Annotated in this window: 11 protein-coding genes; 3 read left to right on the forward strand and 8 right to left on the reverse strand. The window is 48.0% G+C overall.

Annotation, left to right across the window (positions count from 1 at the left end; genetic code table 11):
• Nucleotides 1-65 precede the first annotated feature (65 nt).
• Entirely contained in the window at nucleotides 66-971 is a 906-nt protein-coding gene (gene rarD / locus G441_RS0112120; protein ID WP_026376595.1) for an EamA family transporter RarD, read from the forward strand.
• On the opposite strand, the gene G441_RS0112125 is transcribed toward rarD, so the two are convergent.
• Together G441_RS0112125 and uvrD are read right to left on the reverse strand one after the other, a co-directional pair.
• Nucleotides 968-2,209 (reverse strand): response regulator, encoded by a 1,242-nt coding sequence (locus G441_RS0112125; protein WP_026376596.1) that lies wholly within the window; start codon nucleotides 2,207-2,209, stop codon nucleotides 968-970. The genes rarD and G441_RS0112125 overlap by 4 nt on opposite strands.
• A gap of 22 nt (nucleotides 2,210-2,231) precedes the next feature.
• Complete coding sequence (gene uvrD, locus G441_RS0112130) at nucleotides 2,232-4,400, reverse strand: DNA helicase II (RefSeq protein ID WP_026376597.1); 2,169 nt, start codon at nucleotides 4,398-4,400, stop codon at nucleotides 2,232-2,234.
• A 139-nt stretch (nucleotides 4,401-4,539) separates the two neighbouring features.
• On the opposite strand from uvrD, the gene cysE reads away from it, so the two are divergent.
• Together cysE and G441_RS0112140 are read left to right on the forward strand one after the other, a co-directional pair.
• On the forward strand, nucleotides 4,540-5,355 hold the full coding sequence (gene cysE / locus G441_RS0112135) for a serine O-acetyltransferase (protein WP_026376598.1): 816 nt from the start codon (nucleotides 4,540-4,542) through the stop codon (nucleotides 5,353-5,355).
• A gap of 19 nt (nucleotides 5,356-5,374) precedes the next feature.
• Nucleotides 5,375-7,522: a response regulator gene (locus tag G441_RS0112140; RefSeq protein ID WP_026376599.1), complete on the forward strand. Its 2,148-nt coding sequence runs from the start codon at nucleotides 5,375-5,377 to the stop codon at nucleotides 7,520-7,522.
• Here G441_RS0112140 and G441_RS0112145 read toward each other — a convergent pair.
• From G441_RS0112145 to lysA, 6 genes are all read right to left on the reverse strand, one after another.
• Entirely contained in the window at nucleotides 7,519-8,235 is a 717-nt protein-coding gene (locus tag G441_RS0112145; protein ID WP_026376600.1) for an HAD-IA family hydrolase, read from the reverse strand. The two genes, G441_RS0112140 and G441_RS0112145, sit on opposite strands and share 4 nt — an antisense overlap.
• Nucleotides 8,236-8,244: 9 nt before the next feature.
• Nucleotides 8,245-9,141 (reverse strand): tyrosine recombinase XerC, encoded by an 897-nt coding sequence (xerC, locus tag G441_RS0112150; RefSeq protein ID WP_156896366.1) that lies wholly within the window; start codon nucleotides 9,139-9,141, stop codon nucleotides 8,245-8,247.
• Between the two features lie 2 nt (nucleotides 9,142-9,143).
• The gene (locus G441_RS0112155) at nucleotides 9,144-9,854 is read right to left on the reverse strand and encodes a DUF484 family protein (RefSeq protein WP_026376602.1); all 711 of its coding nucleotides are present in this window, start codon (nucleotides 9,852-9,854) and stop codon (nucleotides 9,144-9,146) included.
• Nucleotides 9,851-10,681, reverse strand: coding sequence for a diaminopimelate epimerase (gene dapF / locus G441_RS0112160; RefSeq protein ID WP_026376603.1), 831 nt, complete (start codon nucleotides 10,679-10,681; stop codon nucleotides 9,851-9,853). Before dapF ends, G441_RS0112155 begins: the two co-directional genes overlap by 4 nt.
• Nucleotides 10,682-10,901: 220 nt before the next feature.
• Nucleotides 10,902-12,923, reverse strand: coding sequence for a phytanoyl-CoA dioxygenase family protein (locus tag G441_RS19335; protein WP_051275575.1), 2,022 nt, complete (start codon nucleotides 12,921-12,923; stop codon nucleotides 10,902-10,904).
• Between the two features lie 40 nt (nucleotides 12,924-12,963).
• Nucleotides 12,964-14,214 carry a diaminopimelate decarboxylase gene (gene lysA / locus G441_RS0112170; protein ID WP_026376604.1) on the reverse strand — a complete coding sequence of 417 codons (1,251 nt, stop codon included), beginning with the start codon at nucleotides 14,212-14,214 and terminating at the stop codon, nucleotides 12,964-12,966.
• Between the last annotated feature and the right edge of the window lie 3 nt (nucleotides 14,215-14,217).

Here is a 14,217-nt window from a genome sequence, read left to right on the forward strand (position 1 = left end):
CACAAGCTTGCGCATAGTCGGGTTTTGCTCCACACTCTGCGGCCTGCTCACCTAGCGTTATTATCATGTCTGATAGCAGTGCCAAAACTGGTGTGATACTTGCGATCGCCGCTTATACCATTTGGGGTTTCGCACCACTGTATTTTAAATTGTTGCAACATATGCCAGCGATGGAAATACTGATCCACCGCGTCGTCTGGTCTGCGGCAGTACTGACCGTATTGCTGTTCGGTCTGAAACATATGCATAAAGTGCGAGTTGCACTGCGAAGCAAACGCGTGCTCGGCATCTTGCTAGTGGCGGGGGTGTTGCTTGCCGCGAATTGGCTGCTATTCATCTGGGCAATAAACAATGACCATCTCTTAGAAGCCAGTCTGGGATATTACATTAACCCCTTGTTGAACGTACTGCTCGGGCGTGTTTTCCTGTCCGAAAAACTCAGCCCACTACAATCTGTCGCGGTCGCGATGGCCGTGATTGGGGTCAGCATAATGGTGTTTTCCTTCGGCAGTCTACCGTGGATAGCGCTGACACTGGCATCAAGTTTCAGTGTATACGGACTTTTGCGTAAGCAGGTCGCCGTTGACTCCTTACCCGGGCTATGGATTGAAACACTGATGATGTTGCCACTGGCAATAGGCTACTGGGTACTGTTTGCCTCTGAGGCAAGTGACATGACCAGCAACTCACTCAGTATCAACCTTACGCTTATCGCGGCAGGGCTCATTACGACGGTGCCGTTGCTCTGTTTTACCGGCGCGGCAAGACGGATCAGGTATTCCACATTGGGCTTTTTTCAGTACATTGGCCCAACCTTGATGTTTGTGCTGGCGGTGTTTTTATACAACGAGCCGTTACAACCAGCCAGACTGATAATGTTTGCTTTTGTATGGACCGGGCTGGTGTTATTTAGCATCGACTCGCTTAACACTTACCGCAAAAATCGTCGCCTGGTCACCCAGACAGATTAGGACTGACTGACAATGCAGTTTCTACCCTGCTGCTTGGCCATGTAAAGGTGTTTATCTGCGCGCGTTAGCATCGACTCGATGGTTTTACTGTAGTGGTCTGTCAGGCCAATACTGACGGTACAAGAAATGCTTGATTTAGCATGCTTTATCACCTTGCCTTCGACCTGCTGACGGAAGCGCTCCATCAAAGACTTTGCCTGTGATAGCGGCGTATCGGTCATAAATACGCAGAATTCCTCTCCGCCAAATCGTGCGACCTGATAGTCACTGAACATGCTGGCAAGTATTTTGGCTACTGCTTTGAGTACTTTGTCGCCTGCGTCATGCCCATACGTGTCATTAACCTGTTTAAAGTAGTCCAAATCAATCAACGCCAGGGATTGGTGCGCAGGATTGACTTGCAGTTCACGTTCTACGCGATTAAAAAAGTGACGTCGATTTGGCAGCCCTGTCAGGTAATCCGAATTCGCCGCACGCCTTATCGCTTCTATGTTTTCAATGTACTCGACGTTTTGTACTACCCGGCAAAAAAATTCTTCATGGCAATAAGGCAAATTGAGAAAATCATTAGCACCGGATTTTATAAAGCGTGCAGATAACGCCGAACGCTGTGAAGAAGATAGTCCGATAATACCGAGCTCTTCTTTACTGAACTGCTGGCGAATAGTCGCCACCATTTCCGAGCCACTTAATGTAGGTAAATTATCCTCGGTAATAACTAATTTTATTTCGCGATGGCGGTTAAGAAGGGCTATTGCCTGCTCAGCGTTGCCCGCTTCATAGGGAATGAAATTGTGGCGACGTAGCAGAGATAGGACGTGATTTCTGCTTGTTCGGCTGCTATCCACTACCAATACACCTACCTGCTTATTTTTTTGTAAGCGTGCTAACAGTCGGCTCAGATAATCATAAACCTGGGCATTCTGTTTAGGAATGTAGTCGACAACGGCTTTGCTCAATACATATTCGCGGGTTTCGTCGTCGGTTCGACCGGTGATCACTACCGTGGGTAGGTAACTTTCAATAGCGTAATCAATGGCCTCGCCGTTGGGTGCATCGGGCAAATTGAAATCAACCAGTGCACATAAAAAGTTCTCTGGCACTGATTCATCAAATACATGCCTGGCTTGCGCCAGTGAAGTCGCGCCAATGGGCGTGAAGCCGGCCTTTTTAACCAACTGCTGCAACATTTTCTGACTGGTCGCACTGTCCTCAATGACCAGTACTTTTTGCGGCATCGAAAACCTCTAATCTATCCGGTTACGCTTTGTTTAACTTAGCATAGGCGAGGACCAGCCATTTTGTGCCGAAAGCCTCAAAATTTACCTGTACCCGTGCATGTTCGCCGCTGCCCTCGTAGTTGAGCACCGTACCCTCACCAAATTTCGGATGGGAGACCCGCTCACCCAATGAGAAACCGGTTGATTCAAATGCATCATGAGAAGTGGCCGACTGAAAACGGTTCTGAACCGGGCGTTGTACCGTTGAGCGTAAGCGGACTTCCTCTACACACTGAGTCGGTATCTCACGAATAAAACGAGACGCGGTGTGATACTTGTCCTGACCATATAGTCTGCGTGCCTCCGCATAGGTGATATATAACTTTTGCATGGCGCGAGTCATACCCACGTAGCAAAGGCGACGCTCTTCCTCCAGTCTGCCTGGTTCATCATGACTAAGCTGACTGGGGAACATACCTTCTTCAACACCGGCCATGATTACCAACGGAAACTCCAGTCCTTTAGCAGTATGAATGGTCATCAGCTGCACAGCATCCTGATGACTGTCAGCCTGAGTGTCTCCGGCTTCCAGGGATGCATGAGCCAGAAACGCTGACAAAGGTGTCATATTGTCTGCTTCCTCGGGCACCAGAAACTGCTTGCAGGCGGTGACCAATTCTTCAAGGTTTTCCAGTCGAGCCTGGGCCTTCTCGCCGCGCTCTGCCTGATACATTGCATACAGGCCGGAATGTTTAATCACATGGTCTGTCTGCTGTTCGAGTGGCAACTCTGCTATGTCTTCCTGCAATTGCAGAATCAGGTCAAAGAAACTTTGCAGTGCATTTGCGGCGCGGCCTGACAGACGCTTTTCCACTAATAGCATAGTCGCCGCCTGCCATAGTGACTGCTCTGTGCTGCGCGCCGCGTCACGAATTTGCGCCAGAGTTCGGTCGCCAATGCCGCGACTAGGAGTATTGATGATGCGCTCAAAAGCGGCATCGTCGAGGTGTTGATTGATCAGCCGCAGATAGCCCAGTGCGTCTTTGATTTCCTGTCGTTCGAAAAAGCGCAGGCCGCCATATATGCGATAGGGGAGGGACTGATGCAGAAGCGCTTCTTCCAGCACCCGAGACTGCGCATTGTTGCGATATAATATGGCTACGTCAGACAGCGCATTGCCCTGATTATGCCAGTCGCTGATACGCGCAACGATAAATCGTGCCTCATCTAACTCATTGAACGCCGCATATAATGAGATTTTCTCGCCTTCACCGCCGTCTGTCCAAAGCTGTTTGCCAAGTCTGTCGCTATTGTTGTCAATAACGGCATTGGCAGCATTCAAAATGGTGCTGGTGGAACGATAATTTTGCTCCAGCCGAACGGTTTTTGCTTGAGGAAAGTCGCGCAAAAAATGCTGAAGATTTTCTACATTGGCTCCGCGCCAGCCATAAATGGATTGGTCATCGTCACCTACAATCATCATATTATTATCGGCACTAGCAAGTAATCGCAGCCAGGCGTACTGAATATTGTTGGTATCCTGAAATTCATCCACCAGCACCGCGCGAAATCGTTTCTGGTAATGCTGAAGTAAAGCGGGGTTGTTTAACCACAGCTCGTGTGCTCTTAGTAACAGTTCAGCGAAATCTACCAGTCCAGCTCGATCGCAGGTGTCCTGGTATGTCTGGTAAATTTCACGCATTCGCTGTTGGGTCGGATCGTTGTGGGTTTCGATATGTTTGGGTCGTAACCCTTCATCCTTATTGGCATTGATGTACCACTGAATTTGCTTCGGTGCCCAGTGTTTTTCATCCAGATTGAGGGATTTTAAGATCCTTCTGATAAGACGATATTGGTCGTCAGAATCCAGGATCTGAAAGTTCTCTGGCAGTCGCGCATCTTGATAATGTAGGCGTAATAACCGGTGCGCCAATCCGTGGAAGGTGCCAATCCACATGTTGTTCAACGCAGTGCCCATTAACTGCTCAATGCGTCCGCGCATCTCACGAGCGGCCTTATTGGTAAAGGTCACAGCCAGGATGCTGTAAGGCGCGACGCCCTCGACTTCCATCAGCCAGGCAATGCGATGCACCAGCACCCGCGTTTTACCACTACCTGCACCGGCCAGCACCAGCATGTCCTGGGCAGGGGCAGCAACTGCATCGCGTTGTTTGTCATTCAGGTTATCAAGGAGTCGGGAAACGTCCATTACAGCTCATGATGTCGATAAATGATGGTGCGAAGTATACCAGTAATACTGTGTTTTTATACATTTGCTATGCCGAACTATGCGCATTGCCATTTAACCCTCTACAATGAGCAAAACGGACAACCATGCGGACATCACAATGAAGTACGACACGCCGACCGACGATTTTTGGCAGCAGCTCAAACGAGAGGCACATCAAACGGTGGAGAAAGAGCCGCTGCTCGCTAGCTATGTGCACGCATGCATATTGACCCATCATAATTTTGAGGCGTCACTGAGTTTTATTTTATCCAATAAGCTGACTGATGCCGTTATGCCCGCGCTGGCTGTGCGAGAAGTCTTCGATGAAGCGTATTTACTTGAGCCTTCTATCGTGGAAGCGGCCGTGGCAGACATAGAGGCGGTGTTTAAACGCGATCCTGCTGTCACGTCATACATTCAAATTATGATGTATTTCAAAGGTTTTCAGTCAATTCAGGTGCACCGCCTGGCACATTTTTTATGGCATAAAGACCGTCATGAGCTGGCGCTATTTTTACAAAGCCGTAATTCAGAAGTGTTTGGGGTGGATATTCACCCCGCCGCGAAAATTGGTCAGGGCGTCATGTTTGACCACGCGACTGGCATTGTTGTGGGCGAGACCACAGTGATAGAAGACAATGTTTCTATCTTACAGAACGTAACGCTGGGTGGCACGGGCAATGAGTCCGGTGACCGTCATCCCAAAATTCGTGAGGATGTGATGGTAGGTTCAGGGGCGAAAATACTGGGCAATATTGAAGTTGGCCGCGGTTCGAAAGTAGGGGCGGGCAGCGTGGTACTGGATAATGTCCCTGCTCATGTGACCGTGGTTGGCGTACCGGCTCAGATAGTAGGCAGACCAAAGTGTCAGCGTCCCTGCGAGTCGATGGATCAAAACGTTCTGAGCGAATATGACTCAGGGGCTTGCCGCTAAAATGAAGAGCTAGCAAATTTTGTCTATTCGTCTCAAATATATTCTGGCGCTGACCCTGATTGCGCTGAGTGTATCAACGTCAGCGTTGATCATGCAGGTTATCTTTGAGAGTCAGAAAAGTGATGCAGAGATCATTAATGTCGCTGGTCAGCAGCGCATGCTCTCACAGCGTATTGCGCTCTACGCTGAGCGTCTGAGAGCGGATAACAGCGGTCACAGTCGCAGCCAGTTAGATGCGGCGACAACACGATTTGAAAATAATCATTCTTATTTGGTCAGTCTTGTTGATCTCCCAGAGCAAGCGCGCTCCATGTATTTCAAAGAGAAGCAGCTGCATGACCGTTCTCTCGCGTATATCCAACAAAATAGAAAAATTCTTAATGCCGCAGACGTAGCAAATTTGCCACCCTCGTATACACCTCAGCAGACAGATGAATTACTACGAGACCTCAATGAAGTGGTTAGCGTCTTTGAGAATGATGCGAATCAGAGAGTCGAGCAGGTAGAGCAGATAGAGCTTTATCTGTGGATGTTCACACTATGTTTGCTGGTTTTGGAGGCGCTGTTGATATTTCGCCCACTCGAGCAGCAAATAAAAGAGAAAATTACGCTGCTTCAGACGGCTCGTGACGAGGCGCGAGCGGCAGAGCAAGCTGCAAATCTGGCAAACCGCGCAAAATCCGACTTTCTGGCGAGTATGAGCCATGAGCTACGTACACCGATGAACGGCATGTTCGGTATGATGGAACTAGCCCTGGATAATCCTGACCGGGCGCAAGGCTATCTGAATAAAGCCAAAAATGCCGGTAAGCAACTGCTTACCCTGATCAACGACCTGCTGGACTTTTCAAAGATTGAGGCGGGCAAAATCAATCTGGAGCAGCGATCCTGCTCGTTGATGCAGATCATTGATGATGTGGTGTCGGTGCAGGAAGTACACTGCAGGGCCAAAGGGCTACAGTTTGTGTTTACAAAACAAACTCAACTCCCGACACAAATTATCGGTGACTCTACACGCATCGCGCAGATGCTGCATAATCTGATTAATAACGCGGTGAAGTTTACCGATACGGGCAGCGTAACTCTGGAGGTGGCGACATTCATAAATGACAAGCGCCCATGGTTACATTTCAGCGTGAAAGATACCGGTATTGGCATTGAGCAGGACAAGCTGGACAGTATTTTCACTAAGTTCTCACAGGCTGACCAGTCCACTACCCGTCGATTCGGCGGAACCGGACTGGGACTCTCTATTACCCAAGGTTTGGCGGAGGCTATGGGGGGATCTGTGCAAGTGACCAGTGTGGTTGGGCAGGGCAGTGCGTTTACCCTGACGTTTCCTACTCAAATAGACCGCACTATGACGAGTGCTTCGCATGTACCAGCCAAAATTAAATGTGCGGTGGTAGATGATTTAGAAACCAGCTGTGAATACCTATCTCATGTGGTGACATCGCTAGGAATGGACGCTGCATGTTTCCTCTCTCCTATCGAATTTCTCGCGTCCAAGCAGCACTTTGATATTGTGTTGCTCGACGTAGCGATGCCCGAGATGGACGGTATAACCGCACTTCGCCAGTTGGTGGAGTTCTGTGAAGGTACCCCCCCTTATGTTATTTTTGTCACTGCGATGGCCGAACAGCTTGATGTCCCTGACTCGTTGCAACGACACGTTTGGCAGGTGCATGTGAAGCCCGTCCAGAGGCCAGAACTGGAGAAAGATTTACTGGCACTTAAAGCGATATTATCCGACGCTGTGCCGCAGGATGAGCCGGAAGACGACGCACCGACGGCCCATATTCTGGTGGCAGAAGATAATGATATCAATGCTGAGATTGTTCGCACAATGCTTGAGCAGCAAGGCCACAGTGTCACCCTGGCCAGTGATGGCGAGAAGGCCGTTATTGCCTGTACTCACTATCACTTTGATATCATTTTCATGGATATGAACATGCCGAATATGGATGGACTGGAGGCGACGGTCAAAATCCGACAAACACTGAAGCTGGATACTCCCATTATTGCCTTGACGGCCAACGCGTTTAGCGAGGATAAAGAAAGATGTAAAGCTGTCGGGATGGACGGTTTTATTGCCAAACCAATCAATAAGCAGGCATTGTTTGATTATGTCGACAAGGTATTAGCCGACCAAAAGCCGTCAACTTAAACGAACTGGAGTAATTCTGACAAATCATCGAGCACAACGTCGGGTAGCACGCTTACTTGTTCACGATGTAAATCCATTGGCCGATTACAAGCAAACCATGCACTTCGAAAACCCGCATTGATGGCACCTGATACGTCTTTTTCGAGATTATCACCTATATGCAGGATATCCGACGGAGAGAGTCTCAACAGCTCTGCACTCAAATCAAACATCATTGGATGAGGCTTCATGGGATGTTTCAGGTTGGCATGGAAGCTGGTATGGAAAAAGTCTGCAATTCCTATTTTACTCAGGTCTACATTGCCATTTGTAATGGCAACCAGCGGGATCCGCTCTGCCAGTGTAGACAATAAAGAACAAATGTTCTTATCTACGGTAAAGTTACTTCGGTAATGGTAGAACACATCAAAACATTGCTGTGCACCATGTTCTGCCTCAGTGTTGTCGTAGCCACATGCGGTGAGTCCATGCAATAGTGTCAGACGCCTCAGTTCACCCATATCTGAATTCAGTTCAGGGCGAGACGTCAGCAGCGCATCTCTGACTGACCGCCAGTGTTTCAGGCTTGTCTGCGCCGTGGCCGGAAAGTGCTCATGCAAATATGCTAACAGTTTTGCCTCTGCTTCCAACATATAGGGCAGGTTGTCATATAAGGTGTCGTCTAAATCGAACGTCATTGCTTTGACTGTGCCTACCCGGCGATAAAAACGCATTTAGGCCTCCTAATTCTTTTTTTTACGCGCTCTGGGGTGGGCGCCATCGTACACCTTGGCAAGATGTTGAAAGTCTAAATGGGTATAGACTTGCGTCGTACTAAGATTGGCGTGTCCGAGCAGTTCCTGTACTGCTCTCAAGTCACCACTGGATTCGAGCATATGGGTAGCGTAAGAATGGCGCAGTTTATGCGGATTGACTTGTTGAGATAACGCTTGCTCTGAAGTCCAGCGTTGTAATCGGTTTGCCACCTGTCGATTCGACAGGCGATTGCCGTGCTGACTGATAAATAACGCGTTTTGTTCACCTTTCAGAAGCGTGTTACGCACCTGACTCCAGTGTTGAAGTGCCTCTATTGCCTTACGACCTATCGGGATAAGGCGTTGCTTACTGCCTTTGCCAAGCACCCTGAGCTGCTGGTCGCTGAGAATGTCATTCGTATTTAAGCCGGTAAGCTCAGACAGTCGCAGGCCGCAGCCGTATAATAATTCAAGCATCGCCTTGTCTCGTATCGCCAGAGGATCCTGCGGATCAAAGTTAAGCAGTTGCTGCGTTTCATCGACGTTTAGCTGTTTCGGCAACGGCTTACCGGTCTTGGGTGCAGATACACTGCTGGCCGGATTGTGCTGTAATTGCTGATGTTGAATTAAATACTGGCAAAAACTGCGTAATGCCGATAATCGTAAACTGATACTTCTAGGAGAAAGGCTTTGGCGACGGGCTGACGCGAGGATATGGCGAACATGTTCAACCGTAAGCTGTTGCCAGGATGAAATGCTTAATTGTAAGGTGATTGCATCAAGCTGTCGCTGATAACTTTCTCTGGTTTTCGCCGCCAGGTTTCGCTCTACCCGCAGGTATTCAATGTAGCGCGCTATCCATGCGTTCAGCGCGTCATTACTCAAAATTAAAACCCGATTAAGCCTGGTAACAGCACATTCATAAATTGTTGTAGCTGTTTGATCAGAAGGGTATCCATATCAGGATTGAAGTGACTGGGATCTTTGCTGGCCACCGCCAGTATGCCCAGCTCGCCGAATTCACCCAACAGCACTAATGCCACCGAACCCACCACGGCCTGTTTGTCATGTTCTGCAAACAGCACCTGCTGTTCATGCTGAGACAGTCTACCGAAGAAGAACGTTGATTCTTTAAATCGCTTTTCCAGTATCAGACGCCTTTGTAACTCTGGCAACGCCAGTGCGCCTTTGAAAGGTCTAAATGCTACGGCCGACATTTTCAGCTGTTCCTGCATCACTTCTTCAAGGGTATGCTGGACATCGGCCAGGTCGACGCATTTAAGCAGGCGCATGTTTAAGTCAGCGTAAATTCGATAAATCTGTTCGTTACGCTTGGCAATGGTGATCAGTTGATTCAGCTTACGGGTAAGCAGGCGGACTTTGCGGCGCAGTTGTTCGCTTTGTAACTCAACCAGTGACACACTGCCTTTTTGTTGATGGGGGATCGACAGTTTTTCCAGCAGGGTGGGATTCTGGACGAAAAAATCAGGATGCCGTAGCAGAAAGTCATGTACCTGCCTGGCATCCAGTTCATCTTGTTGTTCGAATACTGGTTCTAGTTCAACCGCCACTTTGTGCCGACTGGATGGGTCACTCATACCGTAATTTGTCCATCATAAACGTGTTCCGCCGGACCTGTCATTTTTAGAATGCTGTCCTTACCTTGCCAGCGGATTTTCAAGCTACCTCCTGGCAGCTCGACGCGCACTTCATTGTCTAATTTACCTTGAATTTGGCCTATTGCAACCGCCGCGCACGCTCCGCTTCCACAAGCCTGTGTTTCTCCTGCGCCTCGTTCAAAGACTCGAAGCTTGATATGGCGAGGGTTGAGAACCTGCATAAAGCCAACATTTACCCCTTCAGGAAATCGTTCATGTTTTTCTAAAAGCGGACCTACGCTATCAACGGGTGCTTGATTGATATCTTCAACAGTCAGCGTGGCGTGAGGATTGCCCATTGATACTGCGCCAAACATCAGGGTGTGCTCGTTTTCACGCATAAGGTAGGTAATTTCTTCTTTATTGGCGCGCATGGGTAAGGCATCAGGCTCGAATCGGGGCCTACCCATATTGACGGTTACCTGACCATCCTTTTCAAGATACATCACCATGCGACCGCTTTTGGTGCTGACAACGATTTTATTGCGATTGATTAAGCCTTTCATATGTACGAAACGCGCAAAGCAGCGTGCACCATTGCCACACTGTGACACCTCACTGCCGTCGGCATTAAATATGCGATAGTGGAAATCTTGCTCAGGATCGTAGGGTGGCTCAACCAGCAGTAATTGGTCAAAGCCAATGCCGCGATTTCTGTCGGCCAGACGTTGAATTTTTTCCTTACTAAAGAACACGTTTTGGGTAACATTATCGATAACGACAAAGTCGTTTCCCAAACCATGCATCTTTGAAAACTGAACCTGCATGTTAACTACTTAACCCGCACGATATACACATTGGCACCGTCAGGCAGAAAGCTGCCTGATTAGGTCTGTCGTCATGTCAGGTGACGGAACGAACTATGTTGCTCATCTACAACCGAGTGTTTAATGGTATACCGTGTCGGAATGATTAATCTGTGTTAGCAACTAGTTTACGTAAGACTGCACAAAGGTGAAACACATTTTGCTATTCATCAGTGCTCAATCAGTTTTGATCATCCAAATTCACTATCAGTCGCTTATCGACGTTAAACCCCTGTGGTACAAGATGCAGCACTAAACTATGACGACTTAGCGTATTATTTTTACGCTTACTTCCGCCATGTGCCAGGCAAGCATGCCAAAATAATGCTTGGCCTTTTTTGATAATAAGTTCCTGCCGGTCTGCTAATTTTTCTGACTCATTTTTTAACCAGGCAAAGTATTCGGCTTTCTCTGCATCGGTTGATGTGCGCAAATTTGTTTGCGGGTAGTTGGCATCATGTTTGTACCAGTACCCCAGTTTGTGGGTGCCAGGATAAAATTCAAGAGGACCACTGTCAGGGTGAATATCTTCGAGAGCGATCCAGCAGCCAATTAAATAATTGCGCGGATAGATATGAAACTGCGCATAATCCTGATGCAGTGTTTGCTGACTGCCGACGCCAAAGCTTAATGTGAAACCGGTCTGCGCTTTTTCGCCAAACAATAGTGACCCAATATGCAATATGCGTCCATTCTCGGCCGCACGCTCGAATCTTTCGGAATGTTCGTCCAACCCATGGATACGCCAATTACTATTTAGCTTCATCCATCGTCGTTGGTCTTCTGGCAGAGACAGCAAATCTGGTTGGAAGAGATTTTGCTTCTCTGCCTCGTTCTTGCCGCGTACACCGATAATTTGCAAATTGGGATAGCGTTTCTGCCCCCCCCAAATATCATTCTCCATTTCGGCTTTAAGCTGATCACAGATGTCACCATCCAGCACATCGGCAATTACATACCCTTTATCCACCCACTGTTCGAGGAGTTTTTTTTCGTCACCGTTGAGATGCTTATCTTCGATGATGGCCTTTGCATCGGGTTGATCAAACCATGGCTGAAGCTCAGGAGATTTCGGCCACTGGCCTTGTTCGGAATAGTCCTTGGCGTTTTTCAGAGACAGGTTTCTGAGATTCTGCTTGCGCTTTCGTCTGAGTCGGCCTGCCTTGTCTGGTGTCTTAAGAAATTCAACCAGTTTTGCGGTTTTGGAGGTGATTTGTTTGACTGTCGGCTTCATGCCAGAAATGGCCTCTACAGGGTTTGCTAATATTGGCTTTGTATTTCGCCCAATGTCGTCAAGTCTACTGTAATTTGGGGTGCTTAACGAAGCAGATAATTGGTAATCTTGCGCATGTATTTCAAATGTCATCCCACTTATATCAAATAGGTGCTTGAGGTCTGACTGATAGTGTTTAACGATCTTTTCAATTACAGTCGGCGAAACCGAAAGGCTATAATTTTCCTGTTGCTGCAATGCCAAACTCATTTGTTCAAAGGTAACGTCGCGATACGTTTTTACGGTTTTTTCGCTGACTTGTTGCACCATATTGTAATGCCCGCTCGGCAACTTCAATTGTGCAATGATCTGAGGAACGATTTTACGCTCATTTGAATGTAGCAGTTTCGCGCTGTCTAACTCAGTCTCATTAATGCCGAGAAATAAACACAACTGTTGTAGTGTGCTCGTGGTGCAGCTAATTAAGTCTTCTAGCTTGATAATATGAACGTTGTGGCGCCCGAAAACATTGAAGGCATTCTCGACCAATGACGAGTATGCGGGTAAGTAATAGTCAGGTCTTCTATCGATAAGTTGTTCAAACGAAACAGGAATATTTTTAGTAAAGTTGTGGCTTTTTTCGCCTGAAGATATGTGATGTACCACGTCATGGACATAGTGCGAGTATGCTCTTTTTATCGGGTCCCTCAGCATGATCAGAATCTTTTTCTCTGCTTCAAAACTCTGTATGCGGCGAAGTGTTTCGGGACTACGGAAGTAACTAGGTGTGATATCTACACTGTAGCCTTGGAACTGAAGAGGGTTGAGTTTGAACAAGTTTAGATAAGATTCGATTCCCTCTTGATAGTGCTTACTGAAGAAAAATGTCTCTTTATTTACTGACGTGTTGAACAGCGGATGGCTATCAAGCATTGAGAATAGTGAACTTGTACCGCATTTTTCAACGCCGATACCAAAAAGATACTTCATGATTAACTATTGTCTCGCGATGTAGTTGAAATGCATGCCCCTAAACAAGTTTATGCTCACCTTTCCAGAGATCTTTCAAACTTTCTCTCTCGCGGACCAGATGAACCTGGTCGCCATCAACCATTATTTCGGCTGGACGGCAGCGACTGTTATAATTTGAGGCCATAACAAACCCATACGCACCGGCACTTCGCACGGCCAGTAGATCATCAGGTGCAATGGCGAGTTCGCGGTCTTTACCAAGAAAATCACCGGTTTCACAAATAGGGCCAACGACATCATAGACGTGGCGTTCACGCTGCAAAGCACGGTTGACAGGAATAATGTTTTGCCAGGCGGAATAGAGCGCTGGACGGATAAGATCATTCATCGCTGCATCGACAATAGCAAAATTTTTCTCTTCCCCCTGTTTGAGGAATTCAACTTTGGTCAGCAGCACACCGGCATTAGCCATGATTGCTCGGCCCGGCTCGTAAATGAGCGTGAGCTCGCGACGAGATGCAAGGCGCTCAGCCAGAGCGGCAGAATAATTGTCGGGATGGGGAGGTTGTTCGTCCTTATAGGTCACGCCAAGGCCGCCCCCAACATCCAGATGCTTAATCGAGATACCTTTTTCTGCTAATTCGTCTATTAGGGCCAGTAATCTGTCTAGTGCGTCAACAAAAGGCGACAGGTCGGTAAGCTGTGAACCAATGTGACAGTCCATTCCCACAATCGATAAATTGGGCAGGGACGCGGCAAATTCATACACGTCGATAGCCTGCTCAGAGGGGATGCCAAACTTGTTCGCTTTTAGACCTGTCGAAATATAGGGGTGCGTTTTAGCATCAACGTCTGGATTCACTCGTATCGATATCGGTGCCTGACAGTGCATCTGTCCAGCGACGTGGTTTATGCGTTCCAGTTCGGCAACAGACTCAACATTGAAGCACAGGATTTTTTGTTCCAGTGCGTAGGCAATTTCTTGTTCAGTTTTGCCCACCCCGGAAAACACAACTTTGGTCGGATCGCCGCCAGCGGCTATGACTCTGGCTAATTCGCCGCCCGACACAATATCAAAGCCCGAACCCAGTTTCGCCATTACACTAAGCACACCCAGATTGCTGTTGGCTTTCACGGCATAACAGATAAGGTGTGGATGTTCACCTGCTGCTTTGTCGAAAGCGTGCCAGTGTCGTTCTATGGTCGCACGCGAATACACGTAGCATGGCGTGCCAAACTGGCTGGCAATCTCATGTAAAGGTACTTGCTCGCCATGCAATACGTCCTGTTGATAGTTAAAGAAGTCCATCGC

Origin of the sequence: Aestuariibacter salexigens DSM 15300, from assembly GCF_000429145.1 — a bacterium.
Classification (GTDB): domain Bacteria; phylum Pseudomonadota; class Gammaproteobacteria; order Enterobacterales; family Alteromonadaceae; genus Aestuariibacter; species Aestuariibacter salexigens.

Excerpts from the sequence above, each read along its gene's own strand:
- G441_RS19335 (WP_051275575.1), bottom strand. The coding sequence starts at position 12,923 with ATGAAGTATCTTTTTGGTATCGGCGTTGAAAAATGCGGTACAAGTTCA.
- G441_RS0112145 (WP_026376600.1), bottom strand. The coding sequence starts at position 8,235 with ATGCGTTTTTATCGCCGGGTAGGCACAGTCAAAGCAATGACGTTCGAT.
- G441_RS0112155 (WP_026376602.1), bottom strand. The coding sequence starts at position 9,854 with ATGAGTGACCCATCCAGTCGGCACAAAGTGGCGGTTGAACTAGAACCA.
- uvrD (WP_026376597.1), bottom strand. The coding sequence starts at position 4,400 with ATGGACGTTTCCCGACTCCTTGATAACCTGAATGACAAACAACGCGAT.
- rarD (WP_026376595.1), top strand. The coding sequence starts at position 66 with ATGTCTGATAGCAGTGCCAAAACTGGTGTGATACTTGCGATCGCCGCT.
- G441_RS0112125 (WP_026376596.1), bottom strand. The coding sequence starts at position 2,209 with ATGCCGCAAAAAGTACTGGTCATTGAGGACAGTGCGACCAGTCAGAAA.
- dapF (WP_026376603.1), bottom strand. The coding sequence starts at position 10,681 with ATGCAGGTTCAGTTTTCAAAGATGCATGGTTTGGGAAACGACTTTGTC.
- lysA (WP_026376604.1), bottom strand. The coding sequence starts at position 14,214 with ATGGACTTCTTTAACTATCAACAGGACGTATTGCATGGCGAGCAAGTA.
- cysE (WP_026376598.1), top strand. The coding sequence starts at position 4,540 with ATGAAGTACGACACGCCGACCGACGATTTTTGGCAGCAGCTCAAACGA.